Annotated in this window: 15 protein-coding genes and 1 pseudogene; 3 read left to right on the top strand and 13 right to left on the bottom strand. The window is 47.5% G+C overall.

Features of this window, described 5'->3' with window-relative positions:
• Nucleotides 1-17 precede the first annotated feature (17 nt).
• The 4 genes from ACI48K_RS16680 to ACI48K_RS16665 all read right to left on the bottom strand — a co-directional run bounded on the left by ACI48K_RS16680 (nt 18) and on the right by ACI48K_RS16665 (nt 5,320).
• Nucleotides 18-965 carry a carbohydrate ABC transporter permease gene (locus ACI48K_RS16680; RefSeq protein WP_475028744.1) on the bottom strand — a complete coding sequence of 316 codons (948 nt, stop codon included), beginning with the start codon at nt 963-965 and terminating at the stop codon, nt 18-20.
• Nucleotides 966-996: 31 nt separating this feature from the next.
• Entirely contained in the window at nt 997-2,316 is a 1,320-nt protein-coding gene (locus tag ACI48K_RS16675; protein ID WP_475028743.1) for an ABC transporter substrate-binding protein, read from the bottom strand.
• A 162-nt stretch (nt 2,317-2,478) separates the two neighbouring features.
• Entirely contained in the window at nt 2,479-3,642 is a 1,164-nt protein-coding gene (locus ACI48K_RS16670; RefSeq protein ID WP_475028742.1) for a response regulator transcription factor, read from the bottom strand.
• On the bottom strand, nt 3,626-5,320 hold the full coding sequence (locus ACI48K_RS16665) for a sensor histidine kinase (RefSeq protein ID WP_475028741.1): 1,695 nt from the start codon (nt 5,318-5,320) through the stop codon (nt 3,626-3,628). The genes ACI48K_RS16670 and ACI48K_RS16665 overlap by 17 nt, the downstream gene beginning before the upstream one ends.
• A gap of 547 nt (nt 5,321-5,867) precedes the next feature.
• Here ACI48K_RS16665 and ACI48K_RS16660 point away from each other — a divergent pair.
• Nucleotides 5,868-6,050: pseudogene (locus tag ACI48K_RS16660) on the top strand (IS110 family RNA-guided transposase); the annotation flags it as partial.
• Nucleotides 6,051-6,625: 575 nt separating this feature from the next.
• Here ACI48K_RS16660 and ACI48K_RS16655 read toward each other — a convergent pair.
• The 5 genes from ACI48K_RS16655 to ACI48K_RS16635 all read right to left on the bottom strand — a co-directional run bounded on the left by ACI48K_RS16655 (nt 6,626) and on the right by ACI48K_RS16635 (nt 12,843).
• Nucleotides 6,626-8,965: an ABC transporter permease gene (locus tag ACI48K_RS16655; RefSeq protein ID WP_475028740.1), complete on the bottom strand. Its 2,340-nt coding sequence runs from the start codon at nt 8,963-8,965 to the stop codon at nt 6,626-6,628.
• A gap of 1 nt (nt 8,966) precedes the next feature.
• A complete protein-coding gene (locus ACI48K_RS16650; protein WP_475028739.1) occupies nt 8,967-9,728 on the bottom strand; it encodes an ABC transporter ATP-binding protein in 762 nt (253 codons plus the stop codon).
• Nucleotides 9,729-9,857: 129 nt separating this feature from the next.
• Nucleotides 9,858-11,120: a HAMP domain-containing sensor histidine kinase gene (locus ACI48K_RS16645; RefSeq protein ID WP_475028738.1), complete on the bottom strand. Its 1,263-nt coding sequence runs from the start codon at nt 11,118-11,120 to the stop codon at nt 9,858-9,860.
• Nucleotides 11,117-11,815 carry a response regulator transcription factor gene (locus tag ACI48K_RS16640; RefSeq protein WP_475028737.1) on the bottom strand — a complete coding sequence of 233 codons (699 nt, stop codon included), beginning with the start codon at nt 11,813-11,815 and terminating at the stop codon, nt 11,117-11,119. Before ACI48K_RS16640 ends, ACI48K_RS16645 begins: the two co-directional genes overlap by 4 nt.
• A gap of 248 nt (nt 11,816-12,063) precedes the next feature.
• Nucleotides 12,064-12,843: a sensor domain-containing protein gene (locus tag ACI48K_RS16635; protein ID WP_475028736.1), complete on the bottom strand. Its 780-nt coding sequence runs from the start codon at nt 12,841-12,843 to the stop codon at nt 12,064-12,066.
• 547 nt (nt 12,844-13,390) lie between these two features.
• Between ACI48K_RS16635 and ACI48K_RS16630 the strand changes: the two genes are divergently transcribed.
• Together ACI48K_RS16630 and ACI48K_RS16625 are read left to right on the top strand one after the other, a co-directional pair.
• Nucleotides 13,391-13,654: an AbrB/MazE/SpoVT family DNA-binding domain-containing protein gene (locus tag ACI48K_RS16630; protein ID WP_475028735.1), complete on the top strand. Its 264-nt coding sequence runs from the start codon at nt 13,391-13,393 to the stop codon at nt 13,652-13,654.
• Nucleotides 13,651-14,058, top strand: coding sequence for a type II toxin-antitoxin system death-on-curing family toxin (locus ACI48K_RS16625; RefSeq protein WP_475028734.1), 408 nt, complete (start codon nt 13,651-13,653; stop codon nt 14,056-14,058). Before ACI48K_RS16630 ends, ACI48K_RS16625 begins: the two co-directional genes overlap by 4 nt.
• 384 nt (nt 14,059-14,442) lie before the next feature.
• Here ACI48K_RS16625 and ACI48K_RS16620 read toward each other — a convergent pair whose 3' ends face one another.
• From ACI48K_RS16620 to ACI48K_RS16605, 4 genes are all read right to left on the bottom strand, one after another.
• Entirely contained in the window at nt 14,443-15,630 is a 1,188-nt protein-coding gene (locus ACI48K_RS16620; RefSeq protein WP_475028733.1) for a DNA cytosine methyltransferase, read from the bottom strand.
• A gap of 66 nt (nt 15,631-15,696) precedes the next feature.
• Nucleotides 15,697-17,544 carry a DrmB family protein gene (gene drmB / locus ACI48K_RS16615; protein WP_475028732.1) on the bottom strand — a complete coding sequence of 616 codons (1,848 nt, stop codon included), beginning with the start codon at nt 17,542-17,544 and terminating at the stop codon, nt 15,697-15,699.
• A complete protein-coding gene (locus ACI48K_RS16610; RefSeq protein ID WP_475028731.1) occupies nt 17,544-21,203 on the bottom strand; it encodes a helicase-related protein in 3,660 nt (1,219 codons plus the stop codon). Before ACI48K_RS16610 ends, drmB begins: the two co-directional genes overlap by 1 nt.
• Nucleotides 21,200-23,854, bottom strand: a complete 2,655-nt coding sequence (locus ACI48K_RS16605) for a DrmE family protein (protein ID WP_475028730.1) — start codon at nt 23,852-23,854, stop codon at nt 21,200-21,202. Before ACI48K_RS16605 ends, ACI48K_RS16610 begins: the two co-directional genes overlap by 4 nt.
• Nucleotides 23,855-24,456 lie beyond the last annotated feature (602 nt).

Raw genomic sequence — 24,456 nt, 5'->3', positions numbered from 1 at the left:
TGGTTCTCCCCCTCTTTCTAAGCGCCTTTGTTGCTTTTCTTCACTTCGCCTTCATAGTAAACCCACGCGGAGGACGACTTGAATACCAGCAGCGTCAATACGAGCACGATCATGAACATAAACCAGGCATTGGCGGAAGAATAGCCCATCCGCGAAAATTTGAAGGCGTTCTCGTACGTATACATGGCGTAAAAATAAGTCTTGTGCAGCGGTCCGCCTCCGGTAAGCACAAGCGCCAGCGTCAGCTGCTGGAACGCCGAAATGATCGTCGTAATCAAATTGAACAGCAGCGTCGGACTAAGCATCGGCAGCGTAATACGAAAGAACTTGCGCACCGAACCGGCGCCGTCGATCGCGGCGGCTTCGAACAATTCCTGAGGAATGTTCTTCAGCCCCGCCAGGAAAATCAGCATCATCGTTCCCTGTCCCCAGAGGCCTGCGATCACAATCGCAACCGGCGCCCAGAACGCACTGTTCAGCCAGTCCGGCCCCTGAATGCCGAGCAGCGACAGGAAATAATTCAGAATGCCGTATTCGCCGCTGTACACCCAGGCCCAGATCATCGCCAGCGCTACGCCGGAAATCACCGAAGGCAAATAAAACACCGTGCGAAAAAACGCCTTGCCCCGCCGATTATGATGCAGCAGCATCGCCAGTCCAAGCGCAATGATCAGATTGAGGGGGACAAACAAAGCGGCGAATTTGAGCGTCACTTCCAGGGAAGTCCAAAACAATGGGTCGGCGGTGAACATTTCGATATAGTTGCCCAATCCGATAAAATGCGTCCGGCCGACAATCGGCCAATCAAAAAAACTGATGACCAACGAAAAAAGCAATGGTCCGAGTGTAAAGGCAAACAGGCCGAACAGCCAAGGAAAGATAAAGAGGTAGGGCGCAACCCTACCCCACTTGATCTTCTTGCGCCTTTTCACAAACGGATAATGGGCATTAACGGTAGAATTCATCTCTGTCCGTCCCTTCCGTGAGAAAAGTTAATTATTTCAAGTATTTCTCGGAGTCCTTGACGGCCCGATCCAGCATATCCTGAGCCTTGTTGCCGAGCATGATCGCTTCGACCGCCGTCGCCAGATTGCTATCGATCTGATCCCATTTCGGATTCAGCAGAAATGCCGGGGTGTTGGTCGAGCGATCCAACATCGTGTAGAACGGTTTGTACAGCGGATCGTCCGACAGCTGCATCTCTTTCGCGGTGCTGATGCGGACGGGAAGGTCCGCCGTGCGAATTTTGATCGATTCCGGCGATACGAAGAACTTCACGAATTCCCAAGCCTCTTGCTTATGCTTGGAGTCCTTGGCGATCGAGATAGCGGATTCGTTGATGACCCCTTTGAGCGGCTTGTCGCCGAACGCCGGCGTTACGACCGTCCCAAAGTCCAGGTTTGCGTCCTTAAACCCTTGCAAAGGCCAAAGTCCCGTTTCCCACATCGCAATTTTGCCGGCTTTGAAAATATCGTCGCCGCTTTGCTGGTTTTTGCCGCCGACCAGTACGCCGTAGCCGTCCTTGATGGCATCGCCCTGCGCCTGCAGCGCTTGTACCGTCTCCTTGCCGTTCATGTAACCTTCGATCTGCTTGCCGTCATCGCTGACATAGCTGCCGCCGTTGCTCCATACCGTGCCTTGCAGCCCATACGCGTCGACGCTGGCGCGCATGCCGATACCGTACTGCTTCTTGCTCTTATCGGTCAATTTGATCGCCATCTGCTTCAGATCATCCCATGTCCAGCCATCTTGGGGATACGCAACGCCGGCTTCGTCGAACAGCTTCTTGTTGTAAAAAACGACTCTTGTCGTAAATCCGACCGGCAAGCCGTACGTCGCCCCGTCGATTCGGTCATAGTTCAGCAGTCCGGGGTAGAAATCGTCGATGTTCAGATCCGCATCTTTCTCGATATAGCTGTCCAGCGGTTCCAATGAATTTTGATAGGTCGGAAAGTTATACATATACATGACATCCGGCGGATCGCCTGCGCCGAAGCCGGCCGACATCTTCTGGTCAAATCCGTCGCCGTAAGGTTCGACCTGCACTTTGATACCCGGATGCTCTTGCTCGAATTGCTTCGCGACGTCCTGTTCGAACTGCAGAGACTGGCCCGTATCCCATGTGGCGAAACGAATGGTAACCGGCTCCCCTGAGCCGCCGTTGCCGCTGTCCGCGGTCTGCTGCCCGTTGTCTTCGCCGACAGCCGCATTCCCTCCGCTATTGCCCGAACTGCCGTTGCCGCTCGAGCCGCACGCGCTTAACGCAAGCATGGACAGCAGGAGCATGACGGTCAGCACGATGGCGCTTTTCTTCATGCTGTATTCCCCCTATTTAATTAATGAGTGCAAGCGGATGTAATGAATGTGAACCGCTTACAACCTTATTGTAGAGGCAATGTAAGCGATTCAACACCGACGGTCGTCCGTCATTAGGGGTTTGTTTGTCCGATTGCGGGCACAGCCGGCAGACAGGGGTCGCTACGTTGGCCGCGATTCGTCCTTTTGTCGGCTGCGGTATTGACTCGGCGTCATTCCGTTGCTGCGCTTGAACCATTTGCTGAAATACTTGCCGTCGCACATGCCGATCTGCTCCCCGATCTCCTGCAGCGTCATCGTCGTATGGCAAAGCAGCTCGCACGCCAACTCCAACCGCAGCCGATACAGAAAATCGATAAAGTTCTCGCCCGAGACCTTCTTGAACAGCGTACTGAAGTGGCTGCGGCTTAAGCCGACCCGCTCGGCCACCTCGGTGACCGACCACGGGTATTTCAGATTGTCCGCCACTAGACGAACTGCGTGAAGCAGCGGGGCGGGCCAACTCTCGGCTTCGATTCCGTACTTGCGCTCAAGCTCCACCTTGTGATGCAGCTCAAACGCCGCCTCCATCCAGGCTGCGGGATGGTCGATCGACGCGCTCTTGTGGACGCACAGCGTGGGCATCGCGCTCTTGCGCTCAAGCAAGACCATATCCAGCTTGGGCCGCAAGGCCGCAGACGCCGCTACGTAGCAGCGTTCCCGGCTGACGGGAATCACTACACCCGGCTTCAGCCGTTCCAGGGAAGCAAGCAGCTCGTCAAAACCCTTCGCCACTTGAATGACATACAAGCGAACCCCTTGGCCCATCCAGCTCCAATCTGCGCTCCAGCGCTGCCGCAGCTCGTCCGCAAATTCATTTTCTGCGCCGTAAAGCCAGGAGCTGAACAATGCGTTGAATCGCGCGCCGTCCGCCGCTTCAGTCCCGGCAGCCGATCTCTGGGCGTGAATCTCTCGCCGGAATTCGCTCAAATACAGATCCAGTTCCGCATCTTCAAAAGCCGTCTTCACTAAATAGCCGGAGACGCCCAGCTTGATGCCTTGCTGCGCGTATTCGAAATCCCGGTGGCAGCTTAACAGCAATATTTTCGTATTGGGCTCCGTCCGCTTGATCCGTTCGGTCAGCTCAATGCCGTCCAGCTCCGGCATGACGATATCCGTGATGACCACCTGAGGTTTATGCTCCTCGAATACCTCCCAGGCCTTCAACCCGTTCGGCACGTCGGCCACCACCTCCATTCCGTAGTCCGACCAATTCACCGTCATTCGTAATCCCTTGCGCACGATCGCCTCGTCGTCGGCAATCAACACTTTAATGGGCGCGTCCATCCTCTGTCTCCTCTCTTCTAGGCCACATGAACGTGATTGTTGTACCCTTGCCTTTCGCCGATTCTATTCGAAGACCAAAAGCCGGCCCGAAATGCAGCTTGAATTTCTGATCGACGTTATAGAGCCCGAGACCTCCCCGGATGGTCTTCGGCGCTTCCGCTTGCAAGAGCATTCGGAGCCTCGCTTCATCGATCCCACGTCCGTCGTCCTCCAGCGTCAGCCGCAGGCACTCGCACTCCGCCTTAAGCCGCAGGGCGATACGGCCGACGCCGTCCTCGAAGCCGTGGAAAAATATATTCTCGAATAACGGCTGCAGACTCATGCGCGGTATGAGGCAATGAATCGCCCGCTCATCGATATCCTGGTCGTAAGCGAACACTTCCCCGTAGCGGATGCGCTGAATGCTCAAGAAGTGGTCGATCCGATTCAATTCCTGCTCCACCGTCACCAGTTCCTGCGAAAGATCCAAATTGCCCTCCAGCACCACCGTCAAGTGATACAGCATCTGCCTGATCTCTTCATTACCCTGCAGCTTCGCCTTCCATTGAATCGAGTTCAGCGTGTTGAACAGTAAATGCGGATTGATCTGGTAATGCATGGCCCTAAGCTCCGCCTCTTTCTTCTGCCTCTCGGTCCGCGCCACTTCGTCCAGCAGCGACTGGATTTGCTCGAGCATGTTGTTGAAGCTTCTGCCCAGCACGCCCAGTTCATCGTCGGAATCGATGGTGAACCGCGCATCCAATTGACCGGCTCCAGCCTTGTGCATCAAATTTTTCAAACGCTTGATTCGGCCGGTAAGCCGTGAGGACAGCCAGTAAGCCAGCAGCATCGCCAACAGGACCGCCCCCGCCAAGCCGACGACCGTATAGGAACGGATAACCGCCGTGGATCGATAAAATTGTTGATAAGACAACCTCGCCTCAATCGTCCAGTCGTTCGTCTTGAGCGGGCTCGTCCAGATCACATCGTCCGCATGGAGCGTGAAATGATCGCGCGTCTCATAGATCGGTTGGCTGGAATTGCCGCAGATCGTGACATGGGCGTTCGTATCGCGCTCCAGCAGATGAAACAAATTATAGATTTTGTTCGCCTTCATCTCGATCAGAATACGCGCGTTCTCCAGCGGTCCTTGTTGATTGCGAATCGGCACGATCAGCCCGATCACGTCCTCGCCGGCGTTTTTCGAACCTTCCTTGTAATAGGTTGCCGGGTGCATGCCGATCCAGTATTCGTCGGTACGGACGGAAGAGAACTGTTCCCACCAGCTTTCCCGCTCCAGCACACTCATGTACAGATCATTGTCGCCATAATAATAGCCCGATTGCGTGATAATATAGATTCTGGTGTAATCGTCTGTCTTAAGCGCTTTCAAAAAATCCTCAAAATCGTTCTTCTCCTGGATCTGCGCATACGTCCGCGGCACTTCCTCGGAAATGACGCTTTTCCTCGGGTCCAGCAAGTACGAATAAATGCTTTCCGCCGTGACTTTCATTTGGTTCAGCTGCGCATCGACCTGGCTTTGCATCTGCGTAACCGCATATTGTCCGTATTTGCCGAATTGGTAATGCACCAGGCTGGATGATGAACGATAGGATAGAAACCCCAACGAAAGCAGCGGAATAATGGCCACAAGAAGGAAAAAAACCATCAGCTTGAAGCGTAAGCTTCTGTATGGCATTTGGAATCTCCGTCTTAGCCACCCGAGCAATAAACCTTTCATTCTTGGCTGTCCCCCCAATTTAAGGCATGCAGTAAAGTGTCTACCGTTCTCTCTATCTCAAGTGTAGAGGATTCGGTTCCTTCGGCAGACTCGCGAACGTGTTGGAAATGGGGTCAATCTGTTGGATTTGCCGGGTCGGAGGTCTAATAAGTCTCCAATTTGTCCGGTGCAAAGGGGAATGGTGTTCGATTCGACGACCGGTTGACGATGGCTTTCTGGTATTGATAAGCCCGGATTAATCTGTCTCTATCTAAATCCAATTATACAATATCGAATTATAAAGCGATGGAAACGATAGATTCAGAACTAGGCCAAATATTTCCTGATCTTTGTTGCTGGAAAGTAAAAGAGGGTGCCCCAAAAGTCATCATAGATGACGTTTGGAGCACCCTCTACCAGAACGCTGCCAGATACCGGATCGACTTCAAGGATTTGCGTCAGAACAAATGGCCTGCTCCGGGCAACGGCATCCCCAAACACCGCATCCCTCCGACACTTAAAATAGCGGTCTTTGTATTTAGCGGTGCAGTGCGGGATCCGACGAAGTACAAATGGCAGAATACGTGATTACTATGACAAGAAAAGAAAAGAGGGCAAGCCCTACAAGGTAGCCGTAATCGCTTGCGCCAACAAGCTTCTCCATCACGTATACGCTATCCTTAGTAAAAGCCAACCCTACAAAGCCTAAACACGTATTTTTCCATAACCTTCACGCCAATGAAGGTTATTTGCCATACCTATAAAATAGTATATCAATTAACCTGTCGCATTCCAACAACGGGTAGCTTGACAAGTATTAGCTGGTTTTATGGCCTTATTTCAAATGGAGATACCTCATTCTGAATGAATAGCGCCGTTTTATGGCCTTATTTCTTCAGAAGGGTTCCTTTTTCCCTTGGTTTTGGACCTTTGCCGAAAATAAGACCCTTTTGCACCGCTATTTTCAGGGAAATGCGCTTTGGGAGTGAAATAAGGCCATTTTATACCGCTATTCGAGAAATCGCCGTTTATTGTTGATTCCAGGCCAGGACGGCCCATTCAGCAAAAGCAAAGTATGCCAAGCCCGAACCGACCGTCTCGAACCCAACTGGGCACGAACAGCTCATCCTGAGTGTCGAGTTCACTCCGGCTGACCGGGCTGCCGACAAGGCCGCCCCCCACGCGGACCTGTGCGCCCTGAATCAAGGGGAACCGAAGCTTGGAGGGAAGTCTCGGCTATGCAAAATCACCATTCGCTTGTCCAACCTTCCGCCTAACGACTGACTACTCCGTAATCAGTCCATGCGGTGTAATATTTTTCATGCGATAAGCTGCGGTCATGGATACGGCATAGGCCAGCACTACGATGCAGATGCAGAGCGCGGCGATCAATGGCATTTTGATATTGAACTGCACATTGTGAACACCGGCACCTGAGAACAGCAGTGTCAGTATAAAGTTTGTATACAGCGAGCCCAGCACGCCGCCGATTGCAGCTCCAACCAGCATAATCGGAACGTAGCTGAATGCGAGCTGATTCATCAGTTGAAGAGTCGTATAACCCGTTGCTTTTAATATGCCGAATTCCTTTTTGCGCTTCAGCAGCGCCGTTTTGATAACCATGTACAAAATTAAAACGACAACCATAATGGTAATGAGCATAACGATAACCATCACCGCGGATACGGCGGAAGAATAGATAGAGCTCTGACTGGCGATCGTCGCATCGATATCCACTACATCGCCCGTCATATCGCCGTATTGATTTTTGACTTCGTTCATAAACTCCGCATTGGTGGTCCCATCCAAATAAACCTGAATAAACAGGCCCGCATAGTCCGGAATGAGATGCTTTATGCCGGGTACGGTTAAGTATATAACCTGACCCATGTTATTTATGGACTGGCTTAATCCTGTCACCAAGTAAGTATTAGAGACGCCACCCGTTTCAACGCTTACCGTATCGCCAATGTTTTTATCCAGCAGCTTCGCAACCGCCCATGAAATGGCGACTTCGTTGTCGTACTTCGGGAACCTTCCTTCGTAGACGGTCTGATTGTCCAGCTTGCTGTAATCGTCCGAAATATTCGTAGAAATGCTTTGACCGTCTACGTTTGTCGTTATAAAGTCCAGAATAGCCGTCTTGCGTACACCGTTCATTTGCTCGATTCCCGCTCTCAGCTTGGCGCTGACGGCTTCGTCTTTCGATTGAACGGCTACATTCGAAGTTTCCGCGCCTACGAGGTGGACAAAAGCCGTGTTGTCCCTTGCGACGTTGTCATACAACACAATGGAAAATATGGACGCAAACGTCACCGAGATAACAATGAACGTAATCATTACATTCTGCTTGTTGTTCGCCATCATTGATTTGCACGCATGGAGAAATTGCAATCCCCCTCTAGCCTCTTCGAACGGAAAATAATTTTTTTTAAAAGAGTGCGTTGTTAGGCCTCCGCGCAAAGCGGTGACGGGCTGAAGCTTTCGGATGCGCCGCGATGAGAGCAGTGCCACTGCCATAACGGATATGACTACGAACAGAATGCTGGCCAGATTAAGAACGACATTGAGGCCTTGGGCCCAAAGCAGCCCCGTCAGCGTTGCGATGATGCCGCCGAACATCGGGAAGAACACATACGACAAGGCAACCCCGGCTATGCCGGCTATTAACGAGATGAACGCAAACTGCCAGACATAAACCGTGGCGATTTGTCCGCTCGTATAGCCGAGAGCTTTCAGTACGCCGATATTTACGATACCGTCTTCAATCATATTATTCACGCGGAACCTGATTACGATCAGGGAGACAAATACAATGACGGCGGCAAAGGCAACCAATATCATCGCAATCATGTTAATCGTCAAGCCGCTAACCTGCTTCATGATTTCAATGTCTGCCGTATAAGTATTCTCTCCTTCGTCCGAAAGCGGGAATACCTTCTGGAAAGCCTCCAGCATCGCGGTGGAGTGCTTCATATCCTTAAGCGTCGCAGACATAAGTGTTCCGCTTGCCGACTCACCCAGGCTGCCGGACAATTGCTTATACGCCGGATCGGCCAAAAACAATTTCATGGCTCCCATATTGCTCGTGCCAAGCATTGTCGATTCGAAAAAGCCTGCGACCTGATAGCTGTACGAGGTATTCCGATAGGTGATCTTCACGCTATCGCCCAACCGGTAGTTCCCGCTCTTGTAGAAGCTGTAGGGCAAATATGCGGCTTCGCTGTCAGGAACCGTATCCAGCTTCTCCACCAGCTTAAGAGGCGCAAGCTGCCGGTTTGCATCGGCATTCAGTACGGCAAGCGAGAGATTCATATCGCTGTCCGCGAACCGGAAAAAAGCCGAGTCCATCATAACAACGGGTTCGATCTCCGAGCTCTTCACATCGGAATAACTTTGAAAAAAGTCACCGGTTTCTTGCTTGTAGTCCGCACTTTTCATAATCACGATAACATGGGGATCGCTTAGCTCTTCAACTTTATGTTCATAGAAGGTGCTCATGGCGGAAAAGATCGTCATGCCGACATTCAGCAGCAGAGCGGCAGCCGCGATTAACAGCAACAAGGACACGGTTGTACCCTTGCCCTTTCTCAAGTTGGCCCTTGCAAGATTAAAGATGCTCATCTTACCACCCCATATCGGCCAGAAAGCCTTGAAGCCTTTCAAGCCGTTCCGCGCCGTGTCCCTTTTCGTAAATTCCAAGCTGCAGATTTCCGTAAATAACGCCATCGCGCAGGAACAACACCCGATTTCCCCGCAAGGCCGTTTTAATATCATGCGTAACCATAACGATGCTTTGTCCGCCCGCATTCGTCTCCGACAACACATCAAGCACGCTGTCGCTGGCCGCTGAGTTGAGGGCGCCGGTCGGCTCGTCTGCGAACAATATTTTCGGATCGTTGATAAGCGCTCTTACGATTCCCGCCCGCTGCGCTTCGCCTCCGGACAGTTGGGAAGGGAACTTCCTCCACGTCTTTTCATCTAGCCCGACTTGAGAAAGCAGCTGCTTGGCTCTTGCTGCAATCTCCCGCTTATTGCGGCTGACGAGCAGCCCGCTGGAAAGTACGTTATCCAGTACGCTCATATTGTCCAATAAGTAAATTTGCTGGAACACAAAGCCACATTGATTTCTTCGGAAGATCGCCAACTGGTCATTGTTCAGCTTGGAAATATCATTGTCGCCGTAACGAATCGTACCTAATGAGGGTTTATCCATACCGCTCAAGGCATAAAGCAAGGTCGACTTGCCCGAGCCGGAGCTGCCCATAATCACCGTAAAATCGCCCTTCATCAGGCTAATGTCCAAATTTTTCAGCACATGCTGCTGCAGTCCGCCGCTGGAAAAGGTTTTGCACAGCTTTTCTGTTTTGACTAAAACGGTTTGCATCCTATCACCCTCGCCGATTTAAAATTGTCGCGCTTAAACGAACCCGTCCGTCGTTCATGCCGCACCTTCACTATACGAAATCAGTTCTTAGCAAAGCTTTGCGCATTCCTTAACGGTTTCTTAAATCGGTTAAAAAGCCAGCTTCAAGCACAGTACGACCGTAAAACCGTCCTCCCGGTTATGGCACTCCATCTCGCCCTGCATGCTCTGCATTAAATAGCCGGAAATGAACAGTCCAAGTCCCGTGCCGCTCTGCCCCGCCGCATTCGTTCCCCGGTAAAACTTATTGAACAGCAGCGGCAGCTCATCCGGATTCACTCCATGGCCGTAATCCATGACGCTGATTTCCAAAAAGCCGTCTCTAATACGAGACACCACCCTGACAGCCGTTTTTGCGTATTTATACGCGTTGCTTATGACATTATCGATAACCTGTTGCAAGCGAGCTTCGTCCATCAACACAAGACAAGACGGAATCGGTTCGCATCGAACAAGCTCGTCATAATCGGCTTTGTCGAACATGTCCTGCAGCACGCCGCTCGACTGCTCGCAGGCCGTTACCTTGAGCTCGGTCATTTCCTCGAGTGCAGCGTTAAACATATCCGTAATGAGCAAATGAATCTGATCCGCTTTCGAATACATTTTATTCAGCTGCCTTACGGTCTTGTCGTCCCTATCGCCAACGAGCATAAGCTCGATGACGGCCTTAATGGAGGCCACCGGCGTTTTAATATCGTGGCTAAGGCTAGCCACAAGCTCTTTCTTGCTGCGGTTGGCCTCGTATTCGCTTTGGCGGGCGGCCGCCAATTGCTCGCGCATCAAATCGAAGCTTTCGGTAAAAGCGCCAAACGGATTGTTTTGGTCCATGGGCAGCGGAAAGTCCAGATTGCCCCTGGCTACATTGGCCGCAAAACCTTCCATCCGCTTGAACGGCTTGAACACCGTTTGATTGAGCCATATCGCATAAAGACCGCATAGCACGGCCAGTAAGGCAAAAGCGATGCCTACGGTCAGCGCAAGGCGATTAATAATAGAATCAAAAGCCTGCTTGTAATCGTTTTGGACGATCAGCTTTCCCACGGTCTGCCCGTCTCTAGCGACGTCTATGACCGTACCGTTATGCTTAACGGCATTATTCAACGTCGTGAACAAACCCGGCGATGTCTCGTACTTAACCGTTCCGGCGTTATCAAGGATAGCAAAAGACAACTCCGTCGCGCCGAAATCGGCTTGTTCAATCTTTTCCCAGTTGCTCTCGGCCGTCTTCACGACTTCATTGACCGCAACGACGTCCACATCGGTATCTACCTGTATCCTGCTGATCAACAAAGCGAATACAATTCCGGCCGCGCATATAGCCGCTGCTATAACAAGCAGTCCTTTAGCCTTCATAGACGGCCGTCCTCCAATATGTATCCCTTACCCCAAACCGTCTTAATATATTGCGGTTCATTGGGCTTCTCTTCAAGCTTCTCGCGCAAATGACGAATATGAACATTTAACGTGCCGTCACCTGCAAAAGAATCGCCCCAAACATAACGAAACAGCTCCTCTTTCGGGATGACCCGGTTTTTATGGCTTGCCAAATAAGACAACAGCTTGAATTCCATCGACTTCAGCTTAACCTCCACGCCATTCACGCGGACGCGGCATAATTGCGAATCAATCGAGACATGTCCAAAATCAAGCGTTGAAGCCGCGTCGGCAGTGGCGTTCGCGTTGCTGTTGTAGCGTTTAAGCACCGCCTTCACCTTGGCATGCAGCACACTAAGCGTATAAGGCTTCTGAATATAATCGTCGCCCCCGATATTAAGCGCAATCAAAATATCGTCATTGCTCGTGCGGGCGCTAATGAACAAAATCGGAATTTGCGTCGTTTGCCTAAGCTTTTTACACAAATCAAAGCCGGACGTCACTCCTAAATTAATGTCCAGCAAAATGAGCGAAACCTCATGCTCCCGCAAAAACGCTAAACACGCCTCCGCCCCGGTCACATAGTCCGATTTAATATCAAACATATTGAAATATTCACTCGTCGTCTCCGCCAAAACTTCCTCGTCATCCACAATCAAGCAATCGTATTTCATCGCGACTCTCCCCGCCGGAATAATTAAGACAACAGTTAAGGTTACAAGTAATAACAAATAAGATTGCAACTTTGATTACATATAAACAAATAAGATAATGTCCTTTCCATCATATAACAGATTGGAAATGCAGGTATAGCTGGGAGGAGGCAGCGGTATAGAGTTATTTTCAGTATGAACGAGCAAAAAAAGCGACCTGCTCAGGTCGCTACTCAAGGTCTTCTTCATCCGTGTATCCCAAGCTCTCTTTAAGCGAGCCACGCCTTCTCTTGAATGGGCTGATCCCCTTGGTACTCATCATATTGCGACTGAACGGGCGCATGGAATTGTGCTTCAACCGGCGCGGACGACGGCTGATAAGACTCATCCACATACATGATTCTACGCTGAATTTGCATGAGTCCATTCACGACGCGAAGCGCGATCCAAAAAAGGACGAGACCCACACCTACGTACAGCAGATATTGCTGATTATAGGTCCAATCGATATGAAAATAACTAAACAAGCCATTCTCTAAAATATCCAGCTGCATTTCATTCATCAGAATGATATGCACGGCGGGAAGAGCAATAAATCCGAGTCCCAGTGCAATGGCCGTTACCATCACAGCAAAGAAAACAATGCCGGTGACAAATCGAAGTAGTACAAGCATCAGATTTCTGATGAACAGTCCACCGTCAAACCCCTTCACCATTCGTCTCAACCAATTTTGCCCAACTTCCGTCTGTGGATGGTTTGGAACCGAAACAGGCGGGACCGGCAACCCCAATATATGCCGAATCAGACCTTGTTCAAAATTCACAATCCCAGCCAACAGCTTAGCTACCCCAAAAAACAGCGGGATTCCGATAAATACCGGAGTCAATACAATGGACAGGACAAGCCCTGTGACCGCTAGCGTTAAATAGATAATCCCCAACGGGAGAGATAACAGCAAATAGAGAATCGTTGCATAGGTTTTGGGGTTAAAAAGCACCCAACTCACCTTACCCGCTCTCGCCATATTCGTCGCTTCTACTGCCTTCAATTTCAAACACTCCTTTGGCTTCATAAGTCACGCTCTGAGTTATAAACTCATTATAACCTGCCTGATTTGCGTGACATAACCGTCTTAGGGGGTGTCTGAAACTAGACTTTAGGCTAGGGTTGGGGGGATAGTATTAAAGGCAAATAAAAGCTCAGACGCTAACTACGCCTGAGCTTCGAAAGATAGGTAAATGTGACTCTGATCCTCTATAGCCCAATGAGCGACACATAACACTCTACATGAATGGAGCGTTATCTATCACACTAGATCTTATCTAAGTCAAAAACATGTGGACATCTCGACTATAATAAAGAACACAATTTGAGCTACTACAATCTGACATCTATATTTGGTCTTTTGTCTACTCTTCTTTAGCTAGAGACAAGCGGAGACCAAATTGCGTATCCTACTCATCAAAATGATATCTCCGCCCACTTTTCATATTTACCAACTAGAAAGTTTAAATTTCAACTTTATAGTTTATATTTCAATGTAACAACTGTATAATTGTTATAATAAATGAATAAGATGAGAAGGAGGAAATCTAATGAACAGGATGGTTGAGATGGAACGGAAAGTGACCAAATTTGGGAACAGCCTTGGTATAACCATGACTGATGCTTTGAAGCAAATTGGACTGGATCAAGGCGACACAGTTAGCATTGATGTTAGTACAGCCACAGGAGAAATCATTATTAAGAAGTCAACAAAAGTCTCCTTACCTGAAGGAATAAGTGCAAACTTCATGGATACCTTGACGGATGTCATTGAAGAATACGATCAAACGCTTCGAGGACTTAAAGACAGATGACGTCCATCCGCTATTTATCCGTCCAAGAAGTAATAGCAATCAATGTAGCCATGATACAACGATATAGTCCTGGTGAACATATTGGAGTTAAAGAACCTGGATTGCTCGAATCGGCTGTCCATCAACCTCAATCTTCTGCTTTTGGCGAAGATGCTTATCCTACTATTTTCGAAAAGGCCACAGCTTTGTTCGAATCCCTAGGCCAAAACCATCCTTTCCACAACGCCAACAAACGAACTGCTTTTACGGCACTTGTTGTATTTCTAAGCTATAATGGCCTGCACTTCAAGATGGATACAAAGAAAGCAGAGAATTTTACAGTAGATATGGTTAATCATCAATTGGACCGTCAACAAACGGCTGCGATCATTGAAGCTCATTGCATCACGATTCCCAAAACATAAAATGCAAAAACACCCCTCTAGCTTATGGTGTTCATCAAATATTTCTTTCTCATCTTCAGAATCGCCATATTCCCAGAATCACGCAGTTTTACCGCCCGCATACGAAAACGCAAAAAGCGACCATAATCGGTCGCTTTTTTGGTGCTGCATATGGAGGCGAACCGTGGCTTAGCAAATCCACAATTCGCCGTCGCGTTAAGTACTTGAGTGAGCAATTTCCCAAATAGAACGTCTGAATCGGACAGACCTTTAGCGAGATCAGCGAATGAAATAATCAAGCGAGTATTTTATGATGCTTAAGAATGTCGATTAGCGGCTTCTTTTCCAAGGTTTGCTGATACGTGAACCATGATCTGCCTAATATACGCTTGACGAAGGTACACTTCATCTCCTAGTATGAGATTCCACCAGTTTTTTCTCCTTACTCCTCTTCGCCTTTATAATATACATCGCCTGTTTTATTACAGCCCCGCTTGCCTTCACAAGATCAATTGGAACTGCATTGCCGATTTGCAAAGCCGCCGCCGTAAGCGAGTCACTAAATATAAAATCGTCTGGAAATGTTTGTAGCCTGGCCGCTTCCCGAACGGAAATACCTCTATCCTGTTCGTAGTGTCCGTATCGTCCCTTTGAATAACGGAGGCATCCTCCCGTCATGGTCGGTGAGGGTTTATCTGCGTCCATGATTCCATAAACGTCCTTATGCCCTGAGAACACCTTTCCATTCTCATCTTTCTTTTTGTGGCACTCCAAAACTAAATCATCTGGCAAGCCCGTCCGAGACCCTCCGTTTTGACGGATAATCTGCATACGCTGGATATTTTTCTGTGATAAATTTTCACATTTATGATTGTGTATTTCACCGTCGTCGGGATATGCTTCACCAGCTTTGATTGACGGTAAATCGCCGATGGCTTCCCTTACCGTCTTCCAAGGCTTGAGCCCGTTCTTGGCAGCTTTGTCATGCGTCGGTTTCGGCAGTTGAAATGAATAGCTGTCCGCCGTCAACTCATCGTAAATGTCCTTTCGAACGGCGTGCAACACAAACCGCTTGCGTATCTGCGGAACGCCGTAATCAGCGGAGTTGAGAATGCCTTCTACGACCACATACTGTATTTTCAGGCGCTCAAGAAACTCGTCGAGGATGACCTTGTTGTACTCTGTCTTTATACCCGGCACGTTCTCCATTAGGATGAACGGCGGCAATATCTCCTCGATAACCCGCAAAAACTCGAACAACAGCTTCTTTCGCTCAGCAAGAGGCTTGTTTTTGTTTTCGGGATTCTGTCTTGAAAAATTCTGGCAGGGTGGGCAACCCGCGAACAGGTAAATATCGTCCTTCTTGATCCCAGCGGCTTTCAGAATAACTTCGCCGCTCAGATTGCAGATGTTGCCGTTCGAAACACCGCGCAAGACGGTTACTTTTGAGAGCGGTGGATAGCTAAGGTACGTCTCGACAGCACTATCCTCAATCTCCACGGCAGCTCTAACCTTGAACCCCGCCAAGGTCAGGCCGCACGAAACCCCGCCACAACCTGAAAATATGTCAATTGCTTCGAAATTAAATCTCATTCGTTGTTGCCTCCGTCGTCTTCAAAAGCGGCTAAAGGATTCCGCAGCCTTCATAAACTCTTACTTCTATTGAATAAAATCTTTATAGAAACCCAAATCGTACTCGTTAAGGGTTCCGAGAATCAAACCTCGATCCAAGAATGTGTTTCTTTCTTCACAACAGGTTTCGGGAAGCAAGACGCAAGCATGACAAGCTGCCAAGTTTAGGGATTCAAGTCCCTGTCCATGACTGAGTATGCATACGGGATCATTGGAACATGTTTTTGCACTGGCAATAGCTTTTTTAAAGACTCGCGGAAATGCATCAGGGAGCCCTTGTCTGACGAGACCGCCCAATGTTCCCTCGGAGTCTCCGCTTGCGGTGTAAATGAATATTCCAGCCATTTGCTTACCCTCGTATGATTCGGCACAGTATATACGCTCACTCAACGAAGCGATGCTATATCCGCACTCAAAACTCAGTTGTTTTATGAGCAGGTGCGACAATGTATGAAGCATGACAAACTTCGGAGTAATCTTGCGCGGATAAGATTGACCGATAAAAGACTGTGCATAATTGGCGTTAATTCGATCTACTCTATTAGTTATTTGCGGATTTCTTTCAATCCACCGGTCAATTTCGGATTGCTCAAACTCAATAAATATCCCTTCGCCGCGAACCTCGTATGCGGGATACCACCTGGTCCCCGGTTCTTTGACATGAATAAATCCGGGATCGTCTTTACGGATTACTGGATTAAGCCGTGAAAATCCTATCAGAGCATTCACCACACGAACCTTATCGATTAGTGAAATGGATTTAATGTAAGGCAAATTATAATCCGAAATCGGCATAGCTTCACGTGAAAATTCGCCCAATGAGCTTGTTGCGCCCATTTCACCGTTTAAAGCAGCATACTCTTCTGCGCGGTACTGGATGCTCATAGCATCCATTTCGTTGGAGCCTTGCTCAAGCCATTTTCTGCGCAGGATTACTTCAACATCTGCTTCGTTTGCACCGATTTCTAAGGCAATTTCTTTGATCCAGTCTGGAAACTTAGATTGCATAATAACATCTTTCATATCGGGCAATTGCGACAAAGTAGTTTCAGCTCTCTCAAAGGCTTGACTGTTGACGATTTTCATATTGATTCTGTCAGCATACGGCGGTATTACTAGTGAACTGTAAACAACGGGAAAATACACGGATGACGAACCGCGTTGGACTGTTTTGGGATAAAGTATGCACTTTTCTCTTTCGTGTTTATGCGGATGCCCGCCCCGGCAACGAAACTGAGGTACTTCGGCATCCTTATCCAGGTCTTCAAACTTGCCACTGTCAAATGCTCCTTTGAGAGTTGCAAAAGCATGGCATTCTTCACAGGAAACACTTAAGCCTTCTAAACCCTCGGTACCTGAAGCCCCAGTTTTGAAGCTGAGCCTCGGGTTGGAGCATATAGGCTTTTTGGCGATTTTATGAACCCATTCAACCCATGGGAAATCGTTGATGTGACCGTGTTCGCAAACGGTCACAATACGTGCGACGACTAAATCCTGACAGCAATTCGGACAATGCATATGTTTGACCATATATGCATCGGTTTGCAGAGAGCGTTGGTTTGCCTTCCGTTTATATTCGCCCTGCCATTTTGAAATCGGTTGAAACTTACGACATCTGGGGCAAAAATACCATTCAGGGAATCTGGCGTAAGAAATATCAGTTGGTACGGCAAAAAAATCAACACCTAGAGCTTTAGCAAACCGCTCATCATCAATTTTGGCTTTTCCGCTCCAGTATTCAGGAGCGGTGGTCATAAGCGTCTGATCCGGAAAATCAACCATTGCCCCGACGCCGTACTGAAGTACGGCTTGAGAAGCCCTGACCGAATGAGTGACTTCGTTAAGATTCACTTTTTCCGTGACTTGTTCTGCCATTACTCTTTATCCTCCCAAATTACGACTTTCCCACGAACCGGGTTATCTACATTTCTCATCGATGTCAGCGTTTCAAAAGAGTTATCTTTCCCCGAAGAGTTGAATTGCTTCAATAAACGCTGCTCAGTACCAGAAAACGGTGCGACAATAAACTTATAGCCAAAACCGAACGGGGCTTTTTTTGTCTGAGAATCACTCGCAATTCTTTGCCATGTATGGAAGAATTCCTCAATCTCAGACTCGATTTCTAAAATATCGTCACGAAGTCCGTTGCCTGTACGGTTGTTGATATTACTGACCCGGTTTATTACAAACTCCTTTATTGCCTGCACATCGGCGGCATAGTACTCTTCGTCAAACTGTATTGCGTCTTTATCGTTAACAAACGCAACTTGATCGCGATGGCGCATTATTGATGTCAGAACGGCATGAAGGGCACGGTCTCGTGCGGGTTTAGAAAACGGAGTCGCCCCGGTCGGCTCAACAAATCGATAAAACGATTCGTGATATGGCATGAAACGTTCATAATGCGAGCGGTCACGGCTTTTCGTCGCATCATACTGAACAAACACCGTTCCTGGATAAGAACGTCCAACACGGCTGGATGCCTGGATGTACTCGCTAGTTAATTTCGGTTGCCCCACCATGAGCATCACGTTTAACCTTGCGACATCTATTCCAACCGATATCATGTTTGTCGCAAGCAGAACACTTGAGGCATAACGATGGTTTTCCATGTTCTGCGCTGAATACTCAAGCTTCTCAAGTTTATCCAACGTTTCGTTGAGTCCTGTTGTTGTAATACGACTGGTAAGCTCATCTGCCTGCACAATAAGCCTTCTCGAGCGGAACATTCTATTCGCCATACGGACTATAAAGTCCTTAACGTCGTCATCCACAAGTGTTGAAGCTTTGCCCAAATCTTTCAGGCTGTTAAAATACACCGTCAGAGTCCACAATTTGTCTTTGACCGCATCGGGAAGCTTCATGGTATAAGCTGTTTGTAACAAACCAGCCAGCGCTCTAATTTCGGTCATTGCTTTTGTTTTGCCGGATGGCATGATTCCGACATACCTTCGTCCGAACACACCATTCTCAAGTGAAATCTCACGCTCACGTGCAAAAAATGAATCTTCAGCACTTAATCCGGGAGCAGGAAACTGAACCACATCACGGTCATACAGTACAGAACACTGTTCTTTTGCTCTTCGGATCGTTGCCGTGGAAGCAATTATTTTTGTTTTTACGCCTTTCTGCGAACAGAGAGCGTCGATGGCGGTTTCGTATAAACCGACAATTGTTCCAAGAGCACCAGAAATCAGATGCAGCTCATCCTGAATGATAAGCTCCGGAGCGCGACTATTGCGGCCAGCAGCAAAAAAAGCACCTACATTGCCGTTCCACGGAATCATTGCAAACTTATCCACTGTGCCGAATAACAAAGTCGGCGGGGATTCATACAATTCCTCATCTATGATTTGAATCGGCAGACGTGCTTCAAAGGGGCAATCCTCATGTGTACAATGAAGATAAAAATGCTTGTTGTTTTTCAACGCATAACCCCATTTCCCCACAAGCCGTTTGTCCACAACGGATTTTATCATTTTTGTGCCGCACCAAGGGCATTTGAGTACTTGAAATTTATTGTGGCGTTCCAAGGCATAACGGATATTTGTTGCGTTAGCCCCGATCAATTCATCCAGATGGGCTTTAGCGCTGTTTTTGCTCCCCGTGTTCTTGTTTGGAATATGCGTACCGCCGATCCAGAGTCCGATTGTTATCGATTCTGTCCCCAACGAATACACGGGGTATTTCTTTGACTTATCGCTCCGTATGCACTCACAGGCACAAATTAGCGTGGCGGCTCTTGTGAATTGCTGAGCTGCGAGCAAGCGCAGAGTATAACGCATGATGACAGCAGTCCCCTCCGAATCTGACAGATAGACCAGTCTGCGATAAAAGATTGTAAACGCCGTCAATCCGAGATATGCTTCTGTCTTGCCGCCACCCGTTGGAAACCAAATCAAATCCACCAAATTGCGATCGGGAGAATCGTCTTTGACGATAGAGTTAATGTCCATTAGTAAGAACGCAATCTGGAAAGGTCTCCATATTGCATTACCGTCGTCATATTTATAATAGTCCATATCACGCAGAAGAGAAGAAATTTCTTCGTCACCCGGGTATCTTTCCTTGCCAGATGTTTTCTCTTGCATACCCAAATGAATTCTCTGCATGAACATGGCGCGGTTGGCAAGCAGAAATGCGGAGTAAGCCTGTTGGCTTGTTTCGAGAGTCCAGATGCCCTCATACATCCTCGCATATGCCTTTCGGCATTCTGCAATATTTGCAGTAGCAGCTGACTTGTAGCGCGGATCAAGTGTCTTTGCCACTGCTTCCAAATTGTTAACCCAAGCCTCATACAATCCCACAAGACCTTTCAGCGCGGACAGTTTTTGTGATTTGTCCGAAGCATCCAAATCCGAAAGGTATTTCATGGACAGTTGAGCAGTCGAAACTTTATCGTTTTGAGGCAAGTCAAAGCTCATTTGAGGCACCTCGGCTTGCGGAAAATATTCGCTCCAGAGAGCACCGTTCCCGCTATCGTCGATTTCCCAATCAACGGCAACCCCAAGCCCCGTTCCGTATATCTTTTTGTTTCGGTACAGCAATTCAAGCGAGCATTCTTCTTCATCTGTACTCGACTGATCGGCATACAGGCTTGTCTCCACGAAAACAAAACTGTTGTCGGCGGATGAAATCTCAACCTTCGGCTGGAAAAGGCAATGGTAGTCTTTGGCAGGGATTTCCGTCAAGCCATTTACAAACATTATCGTAACCGACCAAAGCCCGTCGCGCACTTTTGTCCGTAGAGCAGTAATTTTCGCAGAAGTGCCGTCGAGTTCTCTGTTAGAATCGATGTAGTCAGCGCCGGAAAAATCCAGCTCAAATCCGATTTCGTGCGGTTCACGCACAAATCCGTTTTTGCAGAAATCGGCAAAACGGTATGCGACGTTTACCAAGTTATCGGGAATATCATGCTTAACGGAAGATACATCCTTGATCTTAATGGAATCAATAAGACGAAGCACCCGATTATCTTTGTCATAGACGATTTTATGTGACAATTGTATCGGAACAGAGTAATCGTCGGGATTGTCTGGGTAAAACGGAATCACGCATTCCGATATCTTTGCGCTCCTGTATGTTGCGAATGAAGCCTTACCTCTGACAACATCGGTATTACCTTCCACGAGAAATGTTATCCCCATAGAAGAGGGCATGTATTGTGAAGACAAACTCACTTCTTCATCGAGATTCTCGTCTGCAGTCTCATCATTCTCAGCAAACCTATCAGCTTTCATTTCACTTGGAGGCACTTGCCCACCCTCGTTGGATTCATACTGTATCGCTTCATCGGCATCGTCTTCGCCGTCTCCCGTTAGGGGAACGGTCTCGTCGTTGTCCTGATTAACCTGATTCCCCTGCGGATAAAGGATTCCCACGGAATAGCGCGAAATGGGGCTACTGGATATTAGTTCGTGTTCGGCATTGGGAACGGAAAATTCTGACCCCGGTCCAAACAATTCCCTTTTTACCAGATTAATATATTCGTCGCGGGCAGCGATCATTTGCTCTCTGATCTCATCGGCAGTCATAGAGTAACCTCCATATCATTGATCGGTCTGTTAGTGAAGATAGCCGAAACAGTCACCTGTTTGTCTAAAATGGATATATCCTCCAATTGCAGAGTTTCAGATAGATTTTCCACATTCTTAAAAATGAATTCCAGTAACTTATCATCCGTCGGTACAAAACCGCTGAGCTTATCGACAATCGCTTTCCCAATCAGCTTCAGAATATTTTTTCGCTGTTTGCGTACAACTTCGAATGACTCAAAGTAAGCATGAGTATTTTCGAGGAGAATTGGATCTTGCGTGAGATTTGCAATCTGCACCAGTGTATTTTCATCTCTTGGACCAACAATGTGGCTCTCTTCAATAAGCCATTGCCTGATGGAAACCTCTTGAATCGATAATCCTAAGCCACTGAGCCTTATTGCCAAATCCCTATATGAAAGGCCATGCATATCTTTATATTCACGCAATGCCAATTTCCAATACCAGGCTTTCTCTGTCGCTGCAACAACTTTGTCGGTAAATCTGCCCGTATGTTGCAGTTGGTCGTATATATAATCCACCATGTTTCTAGTGTGATCATCACGTTTGGCAAACACTATAATATCGCCAGACTGAAGAGACTCCACATTCTTTTCCGAAACAGTCCCGCCAACTTCATCAAATACAACAGCCTGATAATAGCGGGTGAATAATATTTGTTCGCCACTTAGGAAATGACCTGTGGCATAAACCTCTGAAGTAGGAGCATTACCAGAATAACCAGACATTCTTTGCGCAAATGAATAAACATCATAAGAAGTTATCATATTGATATATTGATTTAAGTCGGTGTCTTCGACAACGATGGATGCTACATCATCAATTTCGAACTCGTCAAGGGATTCGTCTTTATTCTCCTCGTCAATTTCCAAACTGAGTCTGGCGTTGATGCTTCTTTCATAAGAATCAGCTTTCCGTTTTTTGTGCCTGAAAATCCGCTCCTCCCCTTCATAAAGCAAAACGAGAATATCTGATGCGGCTCGGCACTTTAGGGGATTGAAGTGCGTTCCCGAAATATCTCCGGCAACAATGATAACATCATATTGCTCCGAGCTGTTGAAACGGTTAGCAGTTACGATCACAGTACATTTTCTGTTTATCGAATCATCCGATTTCAGCATGTCTGCATGGTTCGCTTTCGGAACGACTATGGCTATTCTTTTATCGGAATATTTTCCAAGCAAGTCCATAAGGACATCATATTTGGGGCACGTTGTCAATACCGAATGGTACAGGCGGTCAATGGTATCGGCGACAATAAGAAACTGATCAACCAACTCTGTCGGTTTATTTGCGAGTACCCAAAGTTCATTGAGCTTTGCTGAAGGCATGGTTGCCCTTGAGACAAATTCGCCGCTTTCTAGCGCTTTGTTTAGACGCTCTAAAGGAAATACAGCCGTATGTATAAGATTTATCAGTGCATATGCAGTAATGATAAAATTGTCTTTTTCTTCGCTTCTAATATCGGAACGTTTTATTGTAAGCAGAGCATTTTTTATCGTTCTGATTTCCTGCCAAGAACATATACCTTCTATAGTTTTTGGAGAAACCATATTGTTTACGATGTTTTTAATCTGGGAATCAAGTTCGGTCGTTACGGGATTCTTTACTTTAGGGAGCTCTGAATGCTGTAGCAAAAACTCCTTCGTACATACAAATATTGACGCATCTTCCTGCGATTCTATGATCTCCTGTGCGGCATCCGAATCTACGGATACGGTAAGCATAGAGAATTTCAGCGATTTGCGTTCGAGTAAATCGGATAGTTCTGTATTGCCGCTTGCAGCGGTATCCGTACCGACAACCATAAATCCGACCGTCTTACTGCCACTTTTGTCCAACACCAAATCCCGAGCCGTGGAGATTCTGGACGTAATCTTCAGAATTGGCTCGGTTTTTGCTGGGTTTGCTCCATATTGGTGTTCTTCCAAATTGGATGTATAGTACGAAGCTGTGACAAGATCAAGCAAACCTATTGATTTGCCATCTCCGTACTCTACACGCACGCCGTCAGCAATACGCTTGAAAACCTCCCGGTCGGTTACGATAACCGTGGAAACGCCTATGACGCTCGGTATTGATGCAACGGGAACCTCAAATAAGAAAGAAATGAACTCATTGCGGTTGGATTTGACACTCCTTATTCCGCGTCCGTCGGTACGGATGGAAGTTCCGTAATACGGAGATATACGGTTCCAGCGATTCCTTGGAACAAAGTTCTTTATGGAGCTTGAAGGTTGTTCAAGCACGGCGTAATCCGCATTATCGAAATCCGACACCTCGAATTCAGATCTGTTAACTTGCCTAGCAAATCCGCGCCAAAAGTAACGCTCTTTTCTTTTATCACCTGATAAAAGTACAATTTGACCGTCAACAAAAGAGCGGATGACATCGTCCTTATCGGTTTCATTCAGAGCTAGACATCCCAAAGCCGCTATAAGGAAAGACACGACATCAAAACAAACCGACCCTGTATGCTGGGCGACTAACAATGAATGCGTTTGTTCATCGAATGATGAGGCAAAAAACTCGGCGTACTTTTGAACGATCCGCTCTTTTGAAATAAGCGAATCTTCAAAGTATATGTTGCACTTGTCCATTAGCCGGAGAAGGGCATGCTTGTTTGTCACGGTTATTCATATCCTCCTTGCGCTTCGTCCGCACCGAAGATATCAAAACACCCCTGCATAAAGCATAAAGCTCGGCTTCTCTTCATCTGCGGAAATAGAAACGATATTCTCGAATTGCTAATATTTTTTAGACATGTGCTATACCGTCTGGGAAAGGAAACCTCTCTTTCCATCTTCACGCTAAAAAAAAGGACATGCATTCACTAAGTAAACCCTCTTGAGTTGTTGGAGTAATTTAATTGCCCTATTTTGACAATTCAATAAAGGGATTCTTTCCGGACAGAAACCTCTATTGCATTTTCTGCTTAAAAACCATCACATCGTCATTAAGTAAGTATATAGAGAGCTTCATGAAAGCACCTCGGTCAAATAGGAATATTTACCTATATCTTACTTCTTTTTTGCCCTTCCTGTCTCTACAAAATTTTACAAAAAAGGTTGCTTGTTCTGTTACACATCCCTAATCTATTTGAATTAATCGGAGAAGGTTTAAACTGTACAGTAAATGAGAAACGAAAAGAAGAAATGATTCCGCATAGTCACCTACCTAAGTGGGATTGGACAAAAGAATGTAAAAACCCGGAATTGCGCGGGAGTATATC

This window comes from Paenibacillus terrisolis (assembly GCF_056171975.1).
Note: the sequence above shows the minus strand (reverse complement) of the source record. Positions and strands in the feature narration are given on the sequence as shown.